General features: G+C 64.6%; 18 protein-coding genes. 14 read left to right on the top strand and 4 right to left on the bottom strand.

Annotation, left to right across the window (positions count from 1 at the left end):
• Window positions 1-13: 13 nt before the first annotated feature.
• The gene (gene rfbF / locus MKI88_RS17970; protein ID WP_348636272.1) at window positions 14-814 is read right to left on the bottom strand and encodes a glucose-1-phosphate cytidylyltransferase; all 801 of its coding nucleotides are present in this window, start codon (window positions 812-814) and stop codon (window positions 14-16) included.
• Between the two features lie 235 nt (window positions 815-1,049).
• Between rfbF and MKI88_RS17965 the strand changes: the two genes are divergently transcribed.
• Entirely contained in the window at window positions 1,050-2,252 is a 1,203-nt protein-coding gene (locus MKI88_RS17965; RefSeq protein WP_241632926.1) for a glycosyltransferase family 4 protein, read from the top strand.
• Here the strand turns inward: MKI88_RS17965 and MKI88_RS17960 are convergent.
• The 3 genes from MKI88_RS17960 to MKI88_RS17950 form a co-directional block, all read right to left on the bottom strand.
• Window positions 2,216-3,844 carry a hypothetical protein gene (locus tag MKI88_RS17960; RefSeq protein WP_241632925.1) on the bottom strand — a complete coding sequence of 543 codons (1,629 nt, stop codon included), beginning with the start codon at window positions 3,842-3,844 and terminating at the stop codon, window positions 2,216-2,218. The two genes, MKI88_RS17965 and MKI88_RS17960, sit on opposite strands and share 37 nt — an antisense overlap.
• 133 nt (window positions 3,845-3,977) lie before the next feature.
• Window positions 3,978-5,177 (bottom strand): glycosyltransferase family 4 protein, encoded by a 1,200-nt coding sequence (locus MKI88_RS17955; protein WP_241632924.1) that lies wholly within the window; start codon window positions 5,175-5,177, stop codon window positions 3,978-3,980.
• A 143-nt stretch (window positions 5,178-5,320) separates the two neighbouring features.
• A complete protein-coding gene (locus tag MKI88_RS17950; protein ID WP_241632923.1) occupies window positions 5,321-6,043 on the bottom strand; it encodes a hypothetical protein in 723 nt (240 codons plus the stop codon).
• A 197-nt stretch (window positions 6,044-6,240) separates the two neighbouring features.
• Between MKI88_RS17950 and MKI88_RS17945 the strand changes: the two genes are divergently transcribed.
• The 13 genes from MKI88_RS17945 to MKI88_RS17885 form a co-directional block, all read left to right on the top strand.
• Window positions 6,241-7,347 (top strand): sensor histidine kinase, encoded by a 1,107-nt coding sequence (locus MKI88_RS17945; protein WP_241632922.1) that lies wholly within the window; start codon window positions 6,241-6,243, stop codon window positions 7,345-7,347.
• Window positions 7,344-8,093: a LytTR family DNA-binding domain-containing protein gene (locus MKI88_RS17940; protein WP_241632921.1), complete on the top strand. Its 750-nt coding sequence runs from the start codon at window positions 7,344-7,346 to the stop codon at window positions 8,091-8,093. Before MKI88_RS17945 ends, MKI88_RS17940 begins: the two co-directional genes overlap by 4 nt.
• A gap of 189 nt (window positions 8,094-8,282) precedes the next feature.
• Window positions 8,283-9,065: a TorF family putative porin gene (locus MKI88_RS17935; RefSeq protein WP_241632920.1), complete on the top strand. Its 783-nt coding sequence runs from the start codon at window positions 8,283-8,285 to the stop codon at window positions 9,063-9,065.
• A 107-nt stretch (window positions 9,066-9,172) separates the two neighbouring features.
• Complete coding sequence (locus MKI88_RS17930) at window positions 9,173-9,262, top strand: potassium-transporting ATPase subunit F (RefSeq protein WP_241632919.1); 90 nt, start codon at window positions 9,173-9,175, stop codon at window positions 9,260-9,262.
• Between the two features lie 13 nt (window positions 9,263-9,275).
• Entirely contained in the window at window positions 9,276-10,979 is a 1,704-nt protein-coding gene (gene kdpA / locus MKI88_RS17925) for a potassium-transporting ATPase subunit KdpA (RefSeq protein WP_241632918.1), read from the top strand.
• 15 nt (window positions 10,980-10,994) lie between these two features.
• Window positions 10,995-13,031 carry a potassium-transporting ATPase subunit KdpB gene (gene kdpB, locus MKI88_RS17920; protein ID WP_241632917.1) on the top strand — a complete coding sequence of 679 codons (2,037 nt, stop codon included), beginning with the start codon at window positions 10,995-10,997 and terminating at the stop codon, window positions 13,029-13,031.
• Window positions 13,032-13,043: 12 nt separating this feature from the next.
• On the top strand, window positions 13,044-13,634 hold the full coding sequence (gene kdpC, locus MKI88_RS17915; RefSeq protein WP_241632916.1) for a potassium-transporting ATPase subunit KdpC: 591 nt from the start codon (window positions 13,044-13,046) through the stop codon (window positions 13,632-13,634).
• Window positions 13,631-16,300 (top strand): sensor histidine kinase KdpD, encoded by a 2,670-nt coding sequence (locus MKI88_RS17910; protein ID WP_281063757.1) that lies wholly within the window; start codon window positions 13,631-13,633, stop codon window positions 16,298-16,300. The genes kdpC and MKI88_RS17910 overlap by 4 nt, the downstream gene beginning before the upstream one ends.
• Complete coding sequence (locus tag MKI88_RS17905) at window positions 16,297-16,992, top strand: response regulator (protein WP_241632915.1); 696 nt, start codon at window positions 16,297-16,299, stop codon at window positions 16,990-16,992. Before MKI88_RS17910 ends, MKI88_RS17905 begins: the two co-directional genes overlap by 4 nt.
• Window positions 16,993-17,147: 155 nt before the next feature.
• On the top strand, window positions 17,148-17,951 hold the full coding sequence (locus MKI88_RS17900) for a DUF2569 domain-containing protein (RefSeq protein ID WP_241632914.1): 804 nt from the start codon (window positions 17,148-17,150) through the stop codon (window positions 17,949-17,951).
• Between the two features lie 612 nt (window positions 17,952-18,563).
• Window positions 18,564-18,767: a Flp family type IVb pilin gene (locus MKI88_RS17895; protein ID WP_241632913.1), complete on the top strand. Its 204-nt coding sequence runs from the start codon at window positions 18,564-18,566 to the stop codon at window positions 18,765-18,767.
• Window positions 18,768-18,876: 109 nt separating this feature from the next.
• Window positions 18,877-19,773, top strand: coding sequence for a Flp pilus assembly protein CpaB (gene cpaB, locus MKI88_RS17890; protein ID WP_241632912.1), 897 nt, complete (start codon window positions 18,877-18,879; stop codon window positions 19,771-19,773).
• Window positions 19,760-20,774, top strand: a 1,015-nt coding sequence (locus MKI88_RS17885) for a type II and III secretion system protein family protein (protein ID WP_241632911.1), incomplete at its 3' end; no start/stop codon positions are given. The genes cpaB and MKI88_RS17885, both read left to right, overlap by 14 nt.

The raw sequence follows: 20,774 nt of genomic DNA, 5'->3' as shown, positions 1-20,774 counted from the left end.
CGAAGGCTTGCGATCATGCCGCCTCGACCTCGACGCGCTGGCGTTCGAACTGCATCCAAGGCGGGTTGCCTGCCTGGCACAGCTTATCAAGATGGTCGCGGTCGCGGACTGTGTCCATCGGATGCCAGAAGCCCTTGTGCTTGTATGCGAAAAGTTGTCCGTCGCGCGCGAGACGGGCCAGCGGCGCCTGTTCGAGCGGCTCTTCGTCGCCTGAAAGATAGTCGAGCACGCCCGGCTCGAAGACGAAGAAGCCACCGTTGATCCAGGTCTCGTATTTCTGGACCTTTTCGGTGAATTCGGCGACCCGGTTGCCCTCAAGCTCGAGATTGCCGAAGCGCGCGGGCGGCTGCACCGCGGTAACTGTCGCCAATCCGCCATGCGAACGATGGAAGGCCAGCAGCGCGTCGATGTCGATATTGCCGACCCCATCCGAATAGGTGACCATGAAGGGCTCGTCGTCGAGCCAGTCGCGCAGACGCAGCAGGCGCCCGCCCGTCATCGTATGCTGGCCGGTGTCGACCACCGAGACGTTCCAGTCCACGTTCCTGGTGGGCCTTAGCGTCATCCCGCCATCGCCGAGCGCCACCGTGAAATCGTTGTTCATCAGGTGGAGCTCATGGAAGAAGCTCTTGATCAGCATGCATTTGTAGCCGCATGCCACGATGAAATCGTGATGGCCCCACTGGCTGTAGATATCCATGACATGGAGCATGATCGGGCGGCCGGAGACCTCCACCATCGGCTTGGGAATGCGGACTGTTTCCTCGGCAAGCCGCGATCCCAGGCCACCGGCAAGAAGGACTGTCTTCATCATTCAGACTCCCCCGAACGCGCGCCACGCGTCCTTTCCAGCTAATCTGTACGACCGACTATACAGGAGCCCCCCCCCAACAACTGCGCGCGCAGGAGAGGTAGGCAAACTGGGCTAGCACTTCACTCGAATGCCCACAGAGCAGGCTATCGCAAATGGATAGTAACCCGGCTGGCTGATTGATCGCTTGCGGCCGCGCGCTAGTCTCCGCGACCAACAGGAGGTGCGGAGCAGCTGCATGGAGCGTATCGACACCGAAATTTCCAGGCCTTCCGAGGCGAGCGGCCATAGGCCGATGCACATCGCTTTCATTCTTTCGGCGCTCGGCGCGGGCGGTGCGGAACGCGTGGTGAGCCTGATCGCGTCGCATTGGGCGGCGCGTGGCGACACCGTCACCATCATCGCCTTCGACGCGCCCGAAGATCCTGTCTATCACGAGTTCGACAGCCGCGTTCGTTTCGTGCGCCTTGGCGCTGCAACCGAAAAGAGCGCCGGCACCAGCGCCATGTTCCGATCCGCGCGGCGCGCCTGGCAATTGCGGCGCGCATTGCGGCGTCTGAATCCGGATCGCATCATTTCCTTTCTCACCAAGGTCAACGTTCTGACGCTTCTGGCAACTATCGGCGGCGCAACCCCCGTCATCATCTCGGAGCGCAACAATCTGGCGCGCCAGGGAATGAACGGGCTTTGGCGGCGGCTGGCCGACGCACTCTACCAGCGTGCCGCCGTCATCGTCATGCAGACCGAGCGCAGCATTGCCTGCCTTCCTCGCAACGCGCGCGATCGCGCGTTGGTGATTCCCAATCCGCTGCTTCGGCATGAAACGAAGGAGCCTGAAGCGGGCGCGCGCCACCTCGTCGCCGTGGGGAGGTTGGAGGCGCAGAAGGGCTTCGATCTCCTGATCAGTGCTTTTGCGCGGATCAGCGACCTCAATCCCCAATGGACCTTGATCATATATGGCGAAGGACCCGAACGACCGGTGCTAGAAGAGCAGATACGCAAGGAGCGCGTCGACGGCCGCGTCCTTTTGCCGGGCTTGAGCGCTGCGCCGGGCGGCTGGGTCGAACATGGTTCGATTTTCGTGCTGTCCTCGCGTTTCGAGGGCTTCCCCAATGTGCTGGGCGAAGCGATGGCCGCGGGGCTTGCGGTGATCGCGTTCGACTGCGACTTCGGTCCGCGCGATATGATCAGCGATGGCGTCGACGGGATATTGATACCCGACGGGCGTGTCGGCGCACTTGCCGACGCGCTGGTGCGCCTCATGCGCGATGCCCCGCTGCGTGATCGTCTGGGGGCGTCGGCCGCGCAGAGCGCAGCGCGCTTCGCACCCGATCGGATCATTGCGCGTTGGGACGCGGTGGTGGTCCAGCCATGGCGGATACGCGACGCCTCGCGCGGAGAGGCTCAGCCCGCAGGACTGGAGCTGACCAGCGCGGGATGAACGAAAAGCCGGACGGGTTCGTCGCCCTGCAGATCGAATTGCCGATAGCCGCGGGCTCGTGCGAATGCGTCGAAGGCTGCGTCCAGTTCGCCCTCGTGACCCGTGATGATGGCGACGGGCCGATCTTGCGCAAGGAACACCGGCAACTCACCAGGCGATACGATCCGGTAATGGCGCCGGTCTGCGGCGGGGATCAGGTCGGCGACCCGGTATTGGAATGGCCCCGCGGCCAGTTCGGGGTAAGCGGGAAAGCCTGCCTCAAGCGCAAGGATCGGCGACAGGGTCGCCACCTTGCCGCCGGCGGGTGCACCGTTCAGCAAGGCTGCGATCCGCACGCCGGCCGCATGCGCCTGCACGCCTGTCCATTTCGCGGGTGCCGCGAGGGCCGCAAGTCCCTGGCCAAGCCGCGTCGCGCCCGATGCCAGCGACAGCGCGCCGATCAGCGCCAGCAGCACCAGGGCGATCGGTCGCCGCCAATCATCGAGCGCGCCGAAACCCAGCAGCGCCGCGAGCGTCAGGAATATGATCGGCGGCACATAATATTGCACGAAGGCGGGGGTTGGCACGAAGGAGACAAGGATGCCGCATGCGACCAGCCCCAGCATCAGCCAGATCGGCCATGCGATCGCGGGAAACGACCAGCCTCCGCGGCCTGTCGCAAAGCCTCCAAGCATCAGGACCATGCCCGCAGCCACTGCCGAGAGAAGCGTCGTTCCGGAGAACCAGACCTCTTCGGCGAGCTGTATCTTGCCGGCCAGCGAGACCACCTTGGGGCCGTCCACGGTTTGCCAGTAACTCTGGTGCGGTCCGGTAAAATAGCTGACCGTATGCGCGAACAGCGACTGCGGATCGCTGAGCAAATAGATCAGCGTGGGCAGCATGCCGATGATGCCGGCCAGCGCGAAGGGCAACATCACCGAACGCAGCCGGACGACGAACGGCAATCGCGTCGGAACCAGCAGCGTAGCCGCGACAAAGGGGGGAACGAGGAAAACATAGCTGACCCTCAATCCGATCGCGAGCGCGACACACAAGCCTGCGGCGGCAATGCGCCAGGGGCGCGGCGCGTTATCTTCAAGACCGGACAGGAAGAAATAGGTGGCAAGCAGCGCCATCGCCATCGGCGCGAAACTGTTGGTGACGAGGAGTCCCGGCTGGCCGAGCAACACCGGGTTGGACACGAGCATGACGATCGCGAACAGCACCATGGCGCGCGAGCCGGTGACGCGCCATGCGATGAGCGCGATGGCCGAGCAGGCGAGCAGCCACAACATGAAAACAGTCACACGTCCGACAAGCAGATAGTTCTCGTCCCCGGCCAGCGTGAAGACACCGCTCAGGAGCAGCGCGAAATTGGGCAGATGGTTATAACCGAGATCGCGGTAGAGCGCGTGGTCCGCGACCATTGCGCCGGCCGCGACATGGATCTGTTCGTCATGCTGCAGCGGGTAGGACATGATCCGCCCGAACAGGGCCAGGAGCAGCAGCGCGATCAGCACATAGCCGGCCACCGTGCCCGCCCTCTCGCCGCGCCGCGCTTCGGATCGGGGGATTTGCGGCGCTTCGCCCGCATAGGAAAACCCGGAAATCATCGCGCCATTGCTCCCATTGCTGCATCCGGCTTGTCCAGGCCGTTCGAACTTGAGGGGCGCGCAGCTACGCCGCGTCGGATCGGCCACGCAGCGCATCCCCCGAAAGGATTAGCGCATGCAAAGGCTTGCGGTGTCACATCGCCTCGACGGAGGTGGCTGCGCGCGCCTGGTGTCCCGATCGCCGCGCACCGCGCGCGTCGGACAAAAGCTGCTCGTAGATCGCCATGACCCGATCGGCATGACGTACCGCTCCGAAATGATCGCGTGCATGCGTAACGGCGGCAGCAGTAAGCCGCTTGCGCAGTGCCGCGTCGGCCAGAACGCGCTCGGCGGCCCGTGCAAGCGCCCCCGCATTCTCGGCGGGCACGATCAGCCCCGTGCGGCCATGTTCGATCGCCTCGCGATTGCCCCCTGAATCGGTCGCGACCACCGGCGTTCCGACCAGCATGGCCTCGACCAGGGTCCGCCCCAACGGTTCCTCGACCGCGGGGACCATCAGCAGGTCGCATGCCGCGATCCAGCCCGCACCCGGCGTCCGAAATCCCATCAGCCGGATCGAATCGCCAATGCCGAGCGCGTGCGCGCGTTCGGGAACACTGGTCGCGGCGTCGTCATGCGGCTCACCGAACATCAGGCCTATCAGGCGGATATCGGGTCGAAGCCTTTGCAGTTCCGCGATCGCGTCGACGAACAGCAACGGACGCTTGCGATCGATCAGCGCGCCGAAGAACCCGACAAGACGCACGTCGGGCCCAATGCCGAGCTCGTCGGCCAATGCCGCTCGACGCGCTCCGCGGTCCTCGCTGACCCGGGTATCGAAAGGACTGAAGATCACATGCACCGCGTCGGGACGGCCTCGATATTCAGGCGCGGCAAAGCGCGAAACCGCGACGATCTGGTGCGCCAGCCATGGCGCTGCGCGCAGGCCGGCGGCGGTCGGATTGCCGCGATGATGCCAGAGCAGCCGCGCGCCCGCGAGCCGGGCTGCAAGGCCCCAGGCGGCATGGCAGCGGCCGTCATTGGTGTGAACGATGGCAACGCGGTGGTCCCTGAGGAAGCGCGTTCGCGCAGGTAGGTCGGGAAGCAGACCCAGCAATGCGCCCCCACGGACGCGGCGACCGTGGACGAGGTGGCGTCGCCCGGGATCCTGCACGATGGCGACGCCGGCATCGCGGTAGAGCTTCGCCACCGGGCCACCCATGTCCTGAAGCACCACAAGCGGCGTGAAGCGCGACGGGTCGAGATTCTGGATCAGCCCAAGCACCGAAATGTGGTTGCCGCCGATCACATCGCCGACAAATGGAAAGCAGATGGAAACAGGATATTCCGCCACCCAGGCCCCCGCAACATTGGCGCGCCCATGGCGCTATCCAGTCACTCTAGCACTGCCGAAACGGAGGGTATTGCGGCTATACGGGGTAAATCTCCCGAGTATTTCGGTGGCGCTGCGGGCGGCGCCTCATCGGCTGGCCCGCTTCAATGAACTTCGACCCATTTGTCGCTGGCCGCATATTCACTGGCCTTGCCCCAGCACAGCATCGTGTCGCGTTCCGCGCTGCGCGTGTCGCGATCGATCCGCAAGCGGAAGACCTTGCAGCGAAAACCGCTGACCATTTGCTCGCCAAGCGCCGTCATGCTGCCTTTCACCACCGACCCGGTCCAGCGAAGCTTCTCGCCGGGCGCCATGCTGACCATCTTGTCGTTGAGATTGGTATTGGTGCGCCGCATCTCGTCCATCAATGCGAGGCGGAACCAGCCTTCGTTGGTGATGCCGCCCTCGCAGCCCTGGCAGCGAACCTCCCCCAAAGCGTTATAGGCGTCGATCTCGGCCTTCTTGTCCGCGGCGATCGCCATGCGGCTGGGATATTTGAGGTCGGCCGCCGCCTGTTCGCGGCGCGCGCGTTCCGTGGCGCTCACCGGCTGAGGGCGCGTGCTGTCGCCAGTCTCGCTGGCAACGCAGTCGCTGGGACCGGCTTGCGCCGCCGCAACCGCGGTTCCCGAAAGATCCGACCCCAGATCGCCGTCGCCGCGCACGGCGCCCATCAGCGAACCCTTGAGCCCGAGCAGGCCGCGCTTCTTCTTCGCCTCGGCGACGCGAGCAGCGCAGCCCTCGTCCTGCGCATTGGCCGGAGCATATAAGGGTGCGGTCGTGACGAGCGCGGCAACGGCAGCGGCGGCCAGGATTCGATTGCGCTTCATAAGGGATCTCTCGATTGCCGGTCTCATGGCCGTGGCTCTGACGCAGCCATGCGCGCGGATCAGCCGCACTGCGATCTGGGACGCCCATGGCTCGACCAGCAGCGCGTCATGCGCTCAAGCCGGCTCCTCGTGCCACGAAGCAGGACGCCAATGGATAAATCCTGCGCTATGCTCGGTTTTTCGGATATGGATCGCGCATGGGCATTACGTCACAGTTCCGTCGCCAGGCAGCGCAACTGACGATCGCGCTCTGGCTGTCGTCGGGCGCGTTGCTGATGCTGCCGATGTATTTCGACCGGACCAGTCCCACGCTCAACGACTGGCTGATGACGCTCGTCATCGTCGTCATTGGCGCAGTTCTCTCGGGCGGATTGTTCGTGGCGGTCGTTGCGACGCGCGATCGGGGCGTCACCGCACGAATGGCGGCTGCGATGCTTGTCGTCATTGCCTCTTCGGCGGTGCTCGCAATCGCGGTCGCCGCGATCATCGCAGTGATGGACCCCGCCTTTGCGCAGAACAAACCCTATTTGATGCGGGTTATTTACAATTTCGGGTTTTTTTCCTGGCAGTTCGCGCTGCTCGGTGCGCTGTATTCGGTGCTTCAGGCGAACGAGCGCGCGCGGGATCGCGAGCGCCAGCTTGCGGCCGCGCGTCAGGCCGCGGTCGAAGCCAATGCCGCTGCCACCAGTGCAAGGCTTGCCGCGCTCCGTTATCAGCTCAATCCGCATTTCCTGTTCAACACGCTCAATGCGCTCTCGTCGCTTGTCGTCACGCGGCGCAACGATGACGCCGAAGCGATGCTGTCGCGACTGTCCGACTTCCTGCGCGCGACGCTCGCGGGTGATCCCGAAGGCCCGACCACGCTCGAGGACGAACTCGCGACGCTCCAGACCTATCTCGAGGTCGAGAGCATCCGCTTCGGTGACAGGCTCGCGGTCGAGTTCGACTGCCCGCTGTCCTTGCGCGATGCGCTGGTGCCGGGCTTCATCCTGCAGCCGCTGGTCGAGAATGCGGTCAAATATGCGGTGGCGCCAACGACGCGTCCCGTGACGATCCGCGTAGAGGCAAGGCAGCAGGGTGAGCAGCTTGTCGTCGCGGTCGAGGATGATGGCGATCCGTTGCTGGTCAGCAATTTGGCGCACATGAGCACGGGCGTCGGCCTTGCCAATGTGCGCCAGCGGCTCGAGGTGCTGTTCGGCAAGGCGGCGCTGCTCGAGACGGTGGTGCGCGAGCGCGGCTTCATCGCGACGATCCGCCTGCCGCTCCAATTCGGTCACGATGAGGTGCGTGAGGCCGCCGAATGAGCCTGCGCGTGCTTATCGTCGACGACGAGCCGCTTGCGATCGACCGGTTGCGCGAGTTCTTCCGCGACATCGAAGAGGTCGAGGTGATCGGCGATGCGAGCGACGGCAAAAGCGCTGCGGAGGCGATCGCCGCGCTGAAACCCGATCTCGTCATGCTCGATATCCAGATGCCCGAACGCAGCGGCATGGCGGTCGCTGCGGACCTGCCCGCAGAAGGGCGGCCTGAAATCATCTTCGTGACGGCCTTCGAGCATTATGCCCCCGACGCCTTCGAGGTCGAGGCCGCCGATTATCTGCTCAAGCCCGTGCGTTTCGATCGGCTGCGCCAGGCCGTCACGCGCGCAAGGCGGCGGCGCGCGCTGCTTGAAGCGGCCGCGCGCGCCGGCACGGGCGCATCCGCGCAATCGCCCTGGCACGATGCGATCTGGGTGCAGGTGCGCAGCGGCACGGTGCGGGTTCCCGTCGACATGATCGACTGGATCGAGGCCGCCAAGGACTATGTTCTGCTCCACACCGAAACGCGCAGCTATCTTCACCGCAGCTCGATGTCCGCGCTCGAGGGGATTCTCGACCCGGCACAGCTGATGCGCGTGCATCGATCGAGCTTCGTCCGTCCCGCGCGCGTCGAAGGTATCGAGCGGCTGGGCAAGGGACTGATTGCGCTCAAGCTGTCGGATGGTGCGGTCGTCGCGGTCGGCCCAAATTATACGAAGGATGTGCTCAATCGGCTGCGCCCCGACGCCTAGCGCGACGGAATGGCGATGGCATCGATCTGCCGGCCGGCAATCTCATTTATCGTCGAAACATATGCAATCCATATGCCTTTGCGGCGGCCCCGATCTCGAATTCAAACGATGAACCCACCTAATTGCACCCCTCACATCGATTCGGGCGAGGGATGATCCTGCGCTCCATCGGTGATTTGGGGTGTAACAATGCACGACACGTTCAAGTTTTTCAGCGTTTCCCTCGCTTCCTGTGCGCTTGCGGGGGCATCGCCCGCTCTGGCGCAGGAAGCGACCACCGAAACCGAAGCCAGTCCGCCCGTCACCATTTCGGGCAGCGCAGCGCTCGTTTCGCAATACCGCTTCCGGGGCGTTTCGCAGTCGGACGAGGATCTCGCGGTCCAGGCAGGGCTCACCGCGTCGCACGAATCGGGTTTCTATGTCAGCGCCTGGGGTTCGAACCTCGCAGGCTTCGGCAGCTTCGGCGGCTCCAACATGGAGCTCGACCTTATCGGCGGTTTCAAGACGGCGGTCGGAGGCGTCACGCTCGATGGCGGGCTGCTCTGGTATCTCTACCCCGGCACCGACGGCACCGACTATGCCGAGCCCTATGCCTCGATCAGCGGCACCGTTGGCCCGGCATCGCTCAAGCTTGGTGCTGCCTATGCGCCAAAGCAGGATGCGATCGGCGATGACGACAATCTCTATGTCTATACCGATGCCGGTGTTGGCATTCCCGGCGCGCCCGTCACGCTGAAGGTGCATATCGGCTACACCACGGGCAGCGGCTCGACGCTCGCCGGCCCCGATGGCGACTATGTCGATTGGCTCATCGGTGCCGATGTTACGTACAAGATGCTGACTCTGGGCGTGGCATATGTCGACACCGACATCGGCAAGACCGCAGCCGACAGTTTCTACACCAGCGGGACGACCCCCGGCCGCAAGACCATCGACGGCGCGGCGGTCGTGTCGCTCACCGCAGCTTTCTGACGGGAGAACCACCATGGGTGATGTGTTGTGGATCGGACTGATCCTGGGACTGCTGGGCGTAACGCTCGCCTATGTCCGCCTGTGCGACAACGCGTGAGGAGGCGGCCATGACACTCGACCTCTGGCTCGCCGCAATCACCGCGATTGCGCTTCTCATCTATCTGGTCGCCGTGCTCGTGCGACCCGAACGCTATTGATCGGAGCCGCGCCATGACATTCCAGGGCTGGATCCTCATCCTCGTCTTCACGGGCATATTGCTCGCACTCGCCAAGCCCGTCGGGCTCTGGCTGTTCGCGCTCTACGAAGGGCGCCGGACGCCGCTCCACGCCGTGCTCGGTCCCGTCGAACGCGGCTTCTACAAGCTTGCGGGCATCGACCCCAATGAGGAGCAGAGCTGGCGGCGTTACGCCGTCCACATGCTGCTGTTCAACGCGACGCTGCTGCTCTTCACCTATGCGATTTTGCGGCTTCAGGGTGTGCTGCCCTGGAACCCGCTGGGCTATGCGGGGGTGAGCGACCATCTCGCCTTCAACACCGCCACCAGCTTCACCACCAACACCAACTGGCAGAGCTATGGCGGCGAGTCGACGATGTCGAACCTCTCGCAGATGCTCGGCCTCACCATCCACAACTTCCTCTCGGCAGCGACGGGCATTGCGCTCGCCTTCGCGCTGTTCCGTGGCTTTGCGCGGCGCGAGGCAAAGGCCATTGGCAATTTCTGGGCCGATGTCACGCGTGTCACCCTCTATCTGCTGCTGCCGATCTGCATCGTCTATGCGCTCTTCCTGATCGCGAACGGCGTGCCCCAGACGCTGGCCGGCTCGGTTGATCTCACCACGCTCGAAGGCGTCAAGCAGACGCTCGCGCTCGGCCCCGTCGCTTCGCAGGAAGCGATCAAGATGCTCGGCACCAATGGTGGCGGCTTCTTCAACGCCAACTCCGCGCATCCCTTCGAGAACCCCAATGCGCTCACCAATTTCGTCGAGATGCTCTCGATCTTCATGATCGGCGTCGGGCTCACTTATTGCTTCGGCAAGGCGGTGGGCAATACGCGCCAGGGTTGGGCGATCCTGTCCGCAATGATGATCCTGTTCCTCGCGGGCGTCACCATCACCTACTGGCAGGAGGCCGCAGGCAATCCGATCCTGCACGACCTCGGCGTCGCAGGGGGCAATATGGAGGGCAAAGAGGTCCGCTTCGGCATCGCCGCCTCCGCGCTGTTCTCGGTTGTGACCACCGCGGCGTCGTGCGGCGCGGTCAATGCGATGCACGACAGCTTCACGGCACTCGGCGGCATGATCCCGCTGTTCAACATGCAGCTGGGCGAGATCGTCGTCGGTGGCGTCGGCGCGGGCATCTACGGCTTCCTGCTCTTCGCGATCCTTAGCGTGTTCGTTGCCGGACTGATGGTCGGGCGTACCCCCGAATATGTCGGCAAGAAGATCGAGGGGCGTGAGGTCAAGCTCACCGTGCTCGCGATCGCGATCCTGCCGCTCATCATCCTCGGCTTCACCGCGCTGAGCTCGGTGCTCGACGCGGGGCTCGCGGGACCGCTCAACAAGGGACCGCACGGCTTTTCCGAGATCCTCTACGCCTTCACTTCGGGCGTGGCGAACAACGGCTCGGCCTTTGCGGGGCTCACTGCGAACACGCCCTATTACAATGCGCTGCTCGGCATCGCGATGTGGCTCGGCCGTTTCTTCATCATCGTGCCGATGCTGGCGATCGCGGGTTCGCTCGCAGCGAAGAAGCACCACGCCGAATCCGTGGGCTACTTCCCCACCACGGGTGGCCTGTGGGTCGGCCTGCTGGTCGGGATCATCCTGATCCTGGGCGGCCTCACCTTCCTGCCGAGCCTCGCGCTCGGTCCCATCGCCGATCATCTCGCGATGATCCGCGGCCAACTCTTCTGATCGGGGCGAAAGCACATGACCCGCACCGCACCTAAATCCATGTTCACGGCAGAGCTGCTCGTGCCCGCGATAGGCGATGCCTTTCGCAAGCTCGATCCGCGGCAGCTGATCCGCAATCCGGTGATGTTCGTCACCGCCACAGTGGCGGCATTGCTGACGATCCTGCTCGTCGTGGGCGACGATTCCTTAAGCTTCGGCTTCAAGCTCCAGCTCGCAATCTGGCTGTGGCTCACCGTTCTTTTCGGCACCTTTGCCGAGGCGCTCGCCGAGGGCCGCGGCAAGGCGCAGGCGGCAAGCCTGCGCGCCACAAAGGCCGAACTCACCGCCAAGCGGCTGAAGGGCAAGGGCGACGCGATCGAGGTCGTTCCCGCCAGCGCGCTCAGGATCGACGACATCGTGCTCGTCCAGACGGGCGACATCATCCCGTCCGACGGCGATGTCGTCGCGGGCGTCGCCTCGGTCAACGAATCCGCGATCACCGGCGAAAGCGCCCCCGTGATCCGCGAGGCCGGCGGCGACCGTTCCGCGGTGACCGCGGGCACGCGCGTCATCTCCGACGAGATCCGCGTCCGCGTCACGGTCAATCCGGGGCAGGGATTTCTCGACCGCATGATCGCGCTGGTCGAAGGCGCCGAGCGGCAGAAAACGCCCAACGAGATCGCGCTCACCATCCTGCTCGTCGGGCTCACGATCATCTTCCTGATCGCGGTCGCCACGATCCCCGGCTTCGCGAGCTATGCGGGGGGCAGCATTCCCGTCGCGATCCTCGCGGCGCTGCTCATCACGCTCATCCCGACGACCATCGCCGCACTGCTGTCGGCGATCGGCATCGCGGGCATGGACCGGTTGGTCCGCTTCAATGTGCTCGCCAAGTCGGGCCGCGCGGTCGAGGCAGCGGGCGACATCGATACCTTGCTGCTCGACAAGACCGGCACGATCACGATCGGCGACCGTCAGGCGAGCGAATTCCGCACCGTCGGCAACACCAGCGTCAACGATCTTGCCGAGGCCGCGCTGCTCGCCAGCCTTGCCGACGAAACCCCCGAGGGGCGCTCGATCGTCGTGCTCGCGCGCGATCTGTTCGGCGTCAAGATCGCCGAGCTGCCCAAGGGATCGGAGGTCATTCCGTTTACCGCACAAACGCGGATCTCGGGGATCAGGCACAATGGCTCGATTATCCAGAAGGGTGCGGTCGATTCGGTGCTCAAGGCCAATCCCGGCGTCGGCGAGACCGCCGCGGCCACCGAGTTGCGCCGCATCACCGACGAGATCGCGCGCCAGGGCGGAACGCCGCTTGCGGTGGCCAGGGACGGCAAGCTGCTGGGCGCGATCTTCCTCAAGGACATCGTCAAGGCCGGCATTCGCGAACGCTTTGCCGAGCTGCGCGCGATGGGCATCCGTACCGTGATGATCACGGGCGACAATCCGCTCACCGCAGCCTCGATCGCGGCCGAAGCGGGGGTCGACGACTTTCTCGCGCAGGCTACTCCCGAAGACAAGCTGGTGCTGATCCGCAAGGAGCAGGAAGGCGGCAAGCTCGTCGCGATGTGCGGCGACGGCACCAACGACGCCCCCGCGCTCGCACAGGCCGATGTCGGCGTGTCGATGAACACGGGCACGCAGGCCGCGCGCGAGGCGGGCAACATGGTCGATCTCGACAGCGATCCGACCAAGCTCATCGAGGTCGTCGGGCTGGGCAAGCAGTTGCTGATGACGCGCGGGGCGCTGACGACCTTCTCGGTCGCCAATGATGTCGCCAAATATTTCGCGATCATTCCCGCGATGTTCGTCGTCCTCTATCCGGGGCTCGGCGTGCTCAACGTGATGGGACTCGCCAGCCCCGAGTCGGCGATCCTCTCGGCGATCATCTTCAACGCGCTGATCATCCCGCTGCTCGTGCCGCTCGCGCTCAGAGGCGTGAAGTACAAGCCGATGGGCGCGGGCCCGCTGCTCGCACGCAACCTCGCCATCTACGGCCTTGGCGGCCTTGTGGCGCCGTTCATCGGCATCAAGCTGATCGACGTCGTCGTCAACGCCATTGGCCTCGCATAGGAGTAAATGACCATGGGCAAGGATATCGCAACCGCGCTCCGCCCCGCCTTCGCGCTCACCCTGTTGTTCGCGCTGCTGCTGGGGATCGCCTATCCGCTGGCACTCACCGGCATCGGCCAGCTCATATTTCCGAGCCAGGCCAATGGCAGCCTGATCGAGGAAGATGGCAAGGTCATCGGCTCGAGCGTCGTCGGTCAGGCCTTTAGCGGCGAGCGCTATTTCCACACGCGCCCCTCGGCGGCGGGCAAGGGCTATGACGGGCTCGCCTCGTCGGGCTCCAATCTCGGACCGACGAGCCAGGCGCTGGTCGATCGGGTGAAGACCGATATCGAGGTGCGCCGCGCCGAAGGCATCGCGGGTGATCTGCCCGCCGACAGCGTGACCGCATCGGGTTCGGGCCTCGATCCCGATATCTCGCCCGAAACCGCGCTGGCGCAGGTTTCGCGCGTCGCGCGCGTGCGCGGCCTGCCTGAAGCCAGCGTTCGCACGCTGGTCGAACAGTCGATCGCACGGCCTCTGCTCGGTTTTCTCGGAGAGCCCCGCGTCAATGTGCTCGCGCTCAATCGACAGCTGGACCAACGCGGCGCTAATAAGCCTGAGTGAAACAGGACGAAAACAGACCCCAACCCGAGGCCCTTCTGCGTCAGGCGGCGCAGGAGGGCCGCGGCCGTCTGAAGGTGTTTCTCGGCGCGGCGCCGGGGGTGGGCAAGACCTATGAGATGCTCACCGACGGGGCACAGCAGCGCCGCGACGGCGTCGATGTCGTCATCGGCGTGGTCGAGACGCATGGCCGGCAGGAAACCGAGCTGCTGACGCGCGGACACGAGATTATTCCACGACTCTCCATCCCCTATCAGGGGCATGTGATCAGCGAGATGGACATCGACGCCATTCTCGAACGCCGCCCGCAGCTCGTCCTCGTCGACGAGCTCGCGCACACCAATGCGCCGGGCAGCCGCCATCCCAAACGCTATCAGGATGTCGAGGAGCTGCTCGACGCGGGGATCGACGTCTATTCGACGATCAACATCCAGCATATCGAAAGCCTCAACGACGTCGTCGCGTCCTTCACGCGCGTCCGCGTGCGCGAGACGGTGCCCGACCGGATCCTCGAGACCGCCGAGATCGAGGTGGTCGATATTCCGCCCGACGAGCTGATCGAGCGGCTGAAGGCGGGCAAGGTCTACATCCCCGAGGAAGCGAGCCGCGCGCTCAACCATTTCTTCTCGAAGTCCAACCTTTCGGCGCTGCGCGAGCTGGCGCTCAGGCGGGCGGCGCAGGCGGTCGACGCGCAGATGCTCGAATATGTCCGCGCGCACGCGCTTGCTGGCACCTTCGCCGGGGGGGAACGGGTGCTCGTCGCGGTCAGCGAGCAGCCGCATACGCTGGGCCTCGTCCGCGCAGCCAAGCGGCTCGCCGACGCGCTGCGGGCGCCCTGGACCGCGGTGCATATCGAGACGCGCCGTGCGCACGAGCTTTCGGACGCCGAGCGTCAGCGCGTGGCCGAAGCGCTCGCGCTTGCCTCGCAGCTCGGCGCGGCCACCGCGACGATTCCCGCCGCCGATGTGGTGGACGGGCTTTCGACCTACGCGCGCGAGGCGCGTGCGACACAGATCGTCGTCGGCAAGTCGGCGCGGTCATGGTGGTTCGAGTTGCGCCACGGATCGGTGGTCGATCGCCTCGTCCGGAGCGTCTCGGATATCGCGATCCATGTGCTGCCCTCTGAGGAGGAGGCGCCGGCGCCGCGCGTCGAGTGGGCACGCCCGCGCAACTGGGGCCAGCCTGGCGACTATCTCTGGTCGATGCTGATGGTGGCGGCGGTGACCGCCATCGGGCGGTTGCTGTTCCAGATCCTCGATCTTGAGAATGTCGCGCTGTTGTATCTCGTGCCCGTGATGTTCGCGGCCAGCCTGTTTGGCCTGCGCGCTGGCCTTTTCACGGGCGCGCTCTCCTCGCTTGCCTATAATTTCTTCTTCCTGCCGCCCACGGGCACGCTCACGGTCAGCAATCCCGAAAACGTCGTCACGATCATCGTGCTGCTCGGTGTCGCGATCGTCACCAGCCAGTTCGCCGCGCGCGTCCGTGCGCAAGCCGATCTCGCGGCCTCGAGCGCGCGGCAAAATGCGGCGCTTGCCGGTTTCTCGCGCGAGCTGACGGTTACCGCCAACGAGGAAGAGCTGATGCAGGCGATCTGCGCGGAGCTGGCGCGGCTCTTCAACGCGCGGGCGGTGCTGCTGCTCCCCTCGCCCGATGGGCCTCAGATCCACGCCGCGGTTCCGCCGGAGAACCGGCTCGAACAGATCGAACTGGCAGCCGCGCAATGGGCGATCGAGAAGAACCAGCCCGCAGGGCGCGGCTCGGCGACGCTCACCGCCTCGGACTGGCTCTTCCATCCGTTGCGGACGGGTCGCGGGGTGCTTGGTGTGGTCGGGCTGGCGCGTGACGATGCGGGCGAGCCCGTGCGCGCCGACCAGTTGCCGATGCTGATGAGCCTGCTCGATCAGGCCGCGATCGTGCTCGAACGCATGCAGCTCGAACGCGACATGCGCGGCATCGAGCAGTTGCGCGAGCGCGACCGGCTGCGCGCGGCGCTGCTTTCCTCGGTCAGCCACGATCTGCGGACGCCGCTCACAACCATCCTCGCGGCCAGCGCCGAGCTGAAGCGCAAGCAGACGCCGCAGCTGATTGAGGTGATCGAGACCGAGGCGCAAAGGCTCAACCGCTTCGTCGCGAACCTGCTCGACATGGCGCGCGTCGAGGCGGGCGCGCTCAGGCTCAATATCGAGGCGACCGACCTGACCGATGCGGTGGCGAGCGCGGTGCACGACACGCGCCGGATGCTGGAAGGCCATGCAATCCGGCTCGAGGTCCCGCCAAGACTGCCGCTCGTCCGCGTCGATCCGCAGCTCTTCCATCATTGCCTGATCAACCTGCTCGACAATGCCGGGCGCTACGCCGATCCGGGCACGCCGATCCTGATCCGGGGCATGCGTTCGGCCGATGGCATCACGCTTTCCATCCTCGACGAGGGGCCGGGCATCCCGCCGGGCCGGGAAAGCCAGATTTTCGAGACCTTTACCCGGCTCGAAGGTTCGGATCGCGCCAAGGGCGGCACCGGGCTTGGTCTCGCCATCGTGAAGGGATTTGCAGAGGCGATGGGGATAAGCGTTTCCGCGTCCAATCGAATCGATCCCCAGGGCGCGCGCTTCACGCTCAAATTTCCCGATGCTTTGCTGATGCGCGAACCCAATGCGGAGAAGGCCCAGTGACCGTGCCCAACAAGGTCCTCGTTGTCGATGACGAACCGCAGATCCGGCGCCTGCTGCGCACCGCGCTTGCGCGCGCCGATTTCGAAGTGGCGGAGGCGGGGGATGCGCGCGCGGCGCTTGCCGTGCTCGAAGCGGAACGACCCGATGTCGTCCTGCTCGACCTCGGTCTGCCCGATCGCGACGGGCTGGAGCTCGTGCCGCTGATCAAGCAGCGCTCGCAGGCGACATTGCTTGTCGTTTCGGCGCGCGAGGCGACCGAGCAGAAGGTGACCGCGCTCGATCTGGGGGCAGATGATTATGTCACCAAGCCCTTCGACACCGACGAGCTGCTTGCGCGTGTGCGCGCTGCCCTGCGTCACCGGGTCGTCGCGCAGGGTGGCGTGCCTTCGGTCACCGCCGGCGATGTCGAGATCGATCTGGTGCGCCGCCGCGTGACCAGGGGGGGCGTCGAGGTTCACCTGACCCCCAAGGAATATGGCGTTCTCGAAGTGCTCGCGAAATTTCCGGGGCGCGTCATCACCCATGCGCAGCTGCTCAAGGCGGTGTGGACGCACGAGGTCGAACACCATGTCGAGTATCTGCGCGTCGTCATCCGCAACATGCGCCAGAAGCTCGAGGCGGATCCCCAGCAGCCGCGCCTGATCGTCAACGAAATGGGAATTGGCTACCGGCTTTCCGACGGCGAACGCTGAACCGCGCGCCGATCAAGGTCTGGAGCGATGTCGAGACGACAAGCCTGGTTCTTCCGCATTCGGGCGTGGTTACGACGTTTCTGTGTAATTCGGCCATCTTGTCGAAAGGCAAAAATTAACCATATCGTGGCAAGTTGGCGATCATGAGCACGCGAATGAACGCATTTCCGCTTGCGACACGCCTCGGTGCGGCGTCGGACAGACTTCACGCAAGGAGCCGCGCGCTCGTCAGGCATCTCAATGCCGACATGCAGCGCATCGTGCTCGTCTGGGTCGTTCTGGCGAGTTTCGGCTGCGGCCTGCGCATTGCGGGCGCCACCGCGCGGGGCGCGGATGCGCTTTCGGGATTGATGACCGCGCTGCCCTATGCGTTCGTGATCGGCGCGCCCATCATATCGCTGTTCCTCGCGCTGCGCTGGTTCCCCGCAGGCGGCCTGCTCGCGCAGCCGAAGCTGCGGCTGGCGCGCTTCGGGCGCTGGCGCGACGTCGACTGCGTCGCCGCGCGAACTTTGCCGCTCTACGGCGCCACCGGGTGGATGGCTTCGCTGCTGCTTGGCATACTGATCAATATCCCCGTGCGCACGCTCGAGTTTCTTACCGCGATCCCCGCGCTTGGCGCGCATGCGCCGCAATGGTTCGTCGGCCTTTATGCGCTGACGATGGCGGACGTGGTGGTCATGACCAGCCTCTATGCGATCGCCTTTGTGATGGCGCTGCGCCATGTTCCGTGGTTCCCGCGCTTCCTGCTGATGGTCTGGGGCTTCGACCTGGCTGCGCAGCTGCTGATCGCCGACCTGATGGCGGCGACGCCCGGCCTGCCCGCCTCCGTCGCCCGCGCCCTGGGCGCGCTGCTCGAGGGCAATCTGCAGAAAACACTCATCAGCATGAGCCTGTGGCTGCCCTATCTGCTGCTCTCGCGCCGTGTGAACCTGACCTATCGTTCGCGCGTGCCGGGCTGACCGGCGACGCGCGGCCACGCGCCCTTCGGCATATATCGTTCGTTTTCCGGCGCATTCGATGCGCGAATATTTCAATAGATCGCTCAATGTCGCGAAGTAGCCGAAGGCGAGCCCAAGGCTAACTCATTGAGGTTGCGCCGTCTCGGCCACCGCGAAATACTTACGTATTTTCCGCCACCGCATAGAATGCGGGGTGCGGAGACGTTTGCTGCCATTCGAATGGACTCACCATTCGTTTCAAATAAACAACGACGATTCGGAATGTTAATCAAGGTTACGGATCGCATCTCCCCCGTATTCTTATGTATATTTTGACATATAACTAAAGTTATACTTTAGATGATTCGCGATTTTCTGTCGATATTCTTAACAGATTGTTAAATATGGTTAACGATCGTTAAGAGTAAAGTCTTGTTAAAAAAGCATTAAAAAATCTCGATTGACTTGGCACAACATTTGCCCGTTTGATTGTGTCGCAGTTTTCCGGAGCACTCGGACGTTAAGGCATCGCTAACAATGATGCCCTGGTCGCGAAGGTTCGAAAGGCCCCTTGGAAGACGCTGGCGCAATCAGGGCCGGGAACGGTTCCCGGTGACATGAGGGGTAAAGACCATGACCAAGATCATCAAGAATCTCTGGAACGACCAGAGCGGCGCATCGGCCGCCGAATATGCGCTCATCCTCGCCATTGTGGGCACTGGCATCGCTGGTGCAGCGTGGCTGCTTGGTGACGCGATCTCGGATTCCATGAACACGGCTACCGGCTGCATCACGAACGCCCAGAACGCGTCGTCCGGCACGATTTCGGGCTGCTAAGCGAGCTTATTGCTTGGGCTCGACGATCCTTAGATCGGCTGGGCCCAAGCAATAATAGACTGCATTGTTCTGGCCGAGGGGGGCTCTGGCCATGCCGCAAAGGCGATCATTGATCATATTGGGCCTGGCAGTGCTGCTGGGATTGGCGGCGGTGTTCGTCACAAACAGCTTTCTGGGCACCGTCGAGCAGAAGCAGGAACAGGCCGTGCAGGGCACCGTCAAGGTCGCCGTCGCGCGCGTTCCGCTCGAATATGGCACGCAACTGACGCCCGACAAGCTGCGTCTCGTCGACTGGCCGCAGGCCTCGCTGCCCGAGGGCGCCTTCAACTCCATTCCGCAACTCCTGCCGATGGGCAAGACGCGCGTCGCGCTGCGACCGATCGCGATCAACGAGCCCGTGCTGAGCTCGAAGATCTCGGGTGAGGGCGGCCGCGCGACGATCTCCGCGGTGCTTCGGCCCGACATGCGCGCCGCCGCAGTGCGGGTCAGCGATGTCGCGGGCGTGGCGGGATTCGTCCTTCCCGGCGATACCGTCGATGTCCTCGTCACGCGCACGCTGCCTGAAATGGGCGGTGCGGGCGCCGGCCAGATCACCGACGTCCTGCTCCAGAATGTCCGCGTGATCGCGATCGATCAGGACGCCAATGACGGCGCGAGCGACCCCAAGGTGGGCAAGACCGCGACGCTCGAAGTCGCGCAGGTCGATGCGCAGAAGCTCGCGCTCGCGCAGCAGGTCGGCTCGCTCAGCCTGGCGCTGCGCAACGTCGCCGACCAGACCAATCCCGTGGTCCAGACCGTCGGGATCGAGGATCTGCGCGACGGTGCCTATGTCGGCGGCTATGCCGGCCCCGGCCCGTCCTCTACCGCGCCTGCGGCTGCGTGGCAGCCCGCGCGCGCGCGCAGCGCATCCCCCGCCCCCCGAAAGCCGGCCAGAACGTCAACGATCCAGATCGTGCGCGGCACGAAGGACAGCAGCTATGAGGTGGGTCGCTATGCGGGTTTCTGAAAAGCCGCGCCTGGGCCGCATGCTGCGGCTGGCGCTTGGCGCAGCGATCGTAATCGCCGCGCCGCAGGCAGCGCTTGGCCAGGGCGTTCGCGTCCTCGGGCAGGATGACGGCAAGCACGCCGGGCAGCTCGACGTTCCCGTGAACAAGAGCCAGATCCTGCGCGTCGACCGCCCCTTCACCAAGGCGCTGATCGGCAACGAGGAGGTCGCGGACATATTGCCGCTGACCAACCAGTCGCTCTACGTGCTCGGCAAGAAGGTCGGAACGACAAGCCTGACGCTCTATGACAGCCGCAACACCCTGATCGCGGTCGTCGATGTCGCGGTCGGCCCCGACGTTCTGGGGTTGAAGCGCCAGCTCGCCGAACTGATGCCCAATGAGAAGATCGGCGCGCGCATGTCCAACGATGCGGTGGTGCTGACGGGCGTCGTCTCGAGCGGGCCCGCAGTCGACCGCGCCAGACAGATCGCCGCCACCTATGCGGGCGACAAGGTCGTCAACATGCTGTCGGTAGGAGCCTCGCAGCAGGTGATGCTCGAGGTCCGCTTCTCGGAGATGAGCCGGACCGTGGGCAAGCAGCTCGGCTTCAACCATGCCTTTGTCTCGGACAGCGGGAAATTCGGCGGGGTCATCGGCGACAACACGACCCTCCTCACCGATGCTGATGGCAATCTGACCGCGAGTGTCACGGGCCTGCTCGATGCCTTCGGCGTCATCGCGGGCAAATACACCCTCGGCAGCCTCAACATCACCAGCGTGCTCGACGCGCTCGAACGCAAGGGCGTCGTGAACACGCTGGCCGAGCCGACCCTGATCGCGCTGTCGGGCGAGACCGCGTCCTTCCTTGCCGGCGGCGAGTTCCCGATCCCCGTGGTTCAGGGCAGCGGCGGCACCGGCGACAATGATGGCGGCAACAGCATCACGATCGAGTTCAAGCCCTTCGGCGTGAGTCTCGGTTTCACGCCCACGGTGCTCGATGACGGCATCATCAACCTCGTCG

Origin of the sequence: Sphingomonas sp. LaA6.9 (assembly GCF_022601895.1) — a bacterium.
In the GTDB taxonomy this organism is placed as follows: Bacteria; Pseudomonadota; Alphaproteobacteria; order Sphingomonadales; family Sphingomonadaceae; genus Sphingobium_A.
The sequence above is the reverse complement of the archived record's forward strand: the minus strand, read 5'-3'. Positions and strand labels throughout refer to the sequence as shown.

What these genes read in the sequence shown, in the direction of transcription:
- rfbF (WP_348636272.1), bottom strand. Translation starts at nt 814, where the DNA reads ATGATGAAGACAGTCCTTCTTGCCGGTGGCCTGGGATCGCGGCTTGCC.
- MKI88_RS17965 (WP_241632926.1), top strand. Translation starts at nt 1,050, where the DNA reads ATGGAGCGTATCGACACCGAAATTTCCAGGCCTTCCGAGGCGAGCGGC.
- MKI88_RS17960 (WP_241632925.1), bottom strand. Translation starts at nt 3,844, where the DNA reads ATGATTTCCGGGTTTTCCTATGCGGGCGAAGCGCCGCAAATCCCCCGA.
- MKI88_RS17950 (WP_241632923.1), bottom strand. Translation starts at nt 6,043, where the DNA reads ATGAAGCGCAATCGAATCCTGGCCGCCGCTGCCGTTGCCGCGCTCGTC.
- MKI88_RS17945 (WP_241632922.1), top strand. Translation starts at nt 6,241, where the DNA reads ATGGGCATTACGTCACAGTTCCGTCGCCAGGCAGCGCAACTGACGATC.
- MKI88_RS17940 (WP_241632921.1), top strand. Translation starts at nt 7,344, where the DNA reads ATGAGCCTGCGCGTGCTTATCGTCGACGACGAGCCGCTTGCGATCGAC.
- MKI88_RS17935 (WP_241632920.1), top strand. Translation starts at nt 8,283, where the DNA reads ATGCACGACACGTTCAAGTTTTTCAGCGTTTCCCTCGCTTCCTGTGCG.
- MKI88_RS17930 (WP_241632919.1), top strand. Translation starts at nt 9,173, where the DNA reads ATGACACTCGACCTCTGGCTCGCCGCAATCACCGCGATTGCGCTTCTC.
- kdpA (WP_241632918.1), top strand. Translation starts at nt 9,276, where the DNA reads ATGACATTCCAGGGCTGGATCCTCATCCTCGTCTTCACGGGCATATTG.
- kdpB (WP_241632917.1), top strand. Translation starts at nt 10,995, where the DNA reads ATGACCCGCACCGCACCTAAATCCATGTTCACGGCAGAGCTGCTCGTG.
- kdpC (WP_241632916.1), top strand. Translation starts at nt 13,044, where the DNA reads ATGGGCAAGGATATCGCAACCGCGCTCCGCCCCGCCTTCGCGCTCACC.
- MKI88_RS17900 (WP_241632914.1), top strand. Translation starts at nt 17,148, where the DNA reads ATGAACGCATTTCCGCTTGCGACACGCCTCGGTGCGGCGTCGGACAGA.
- MKI88_RS17895 (WP_241632913.1), top strand. Translation starts at nt 18,564, where the DNA reads ATGACCAAGATCATCAAGAATCTCTGGAACGACCAGAGCGGCGCATCG.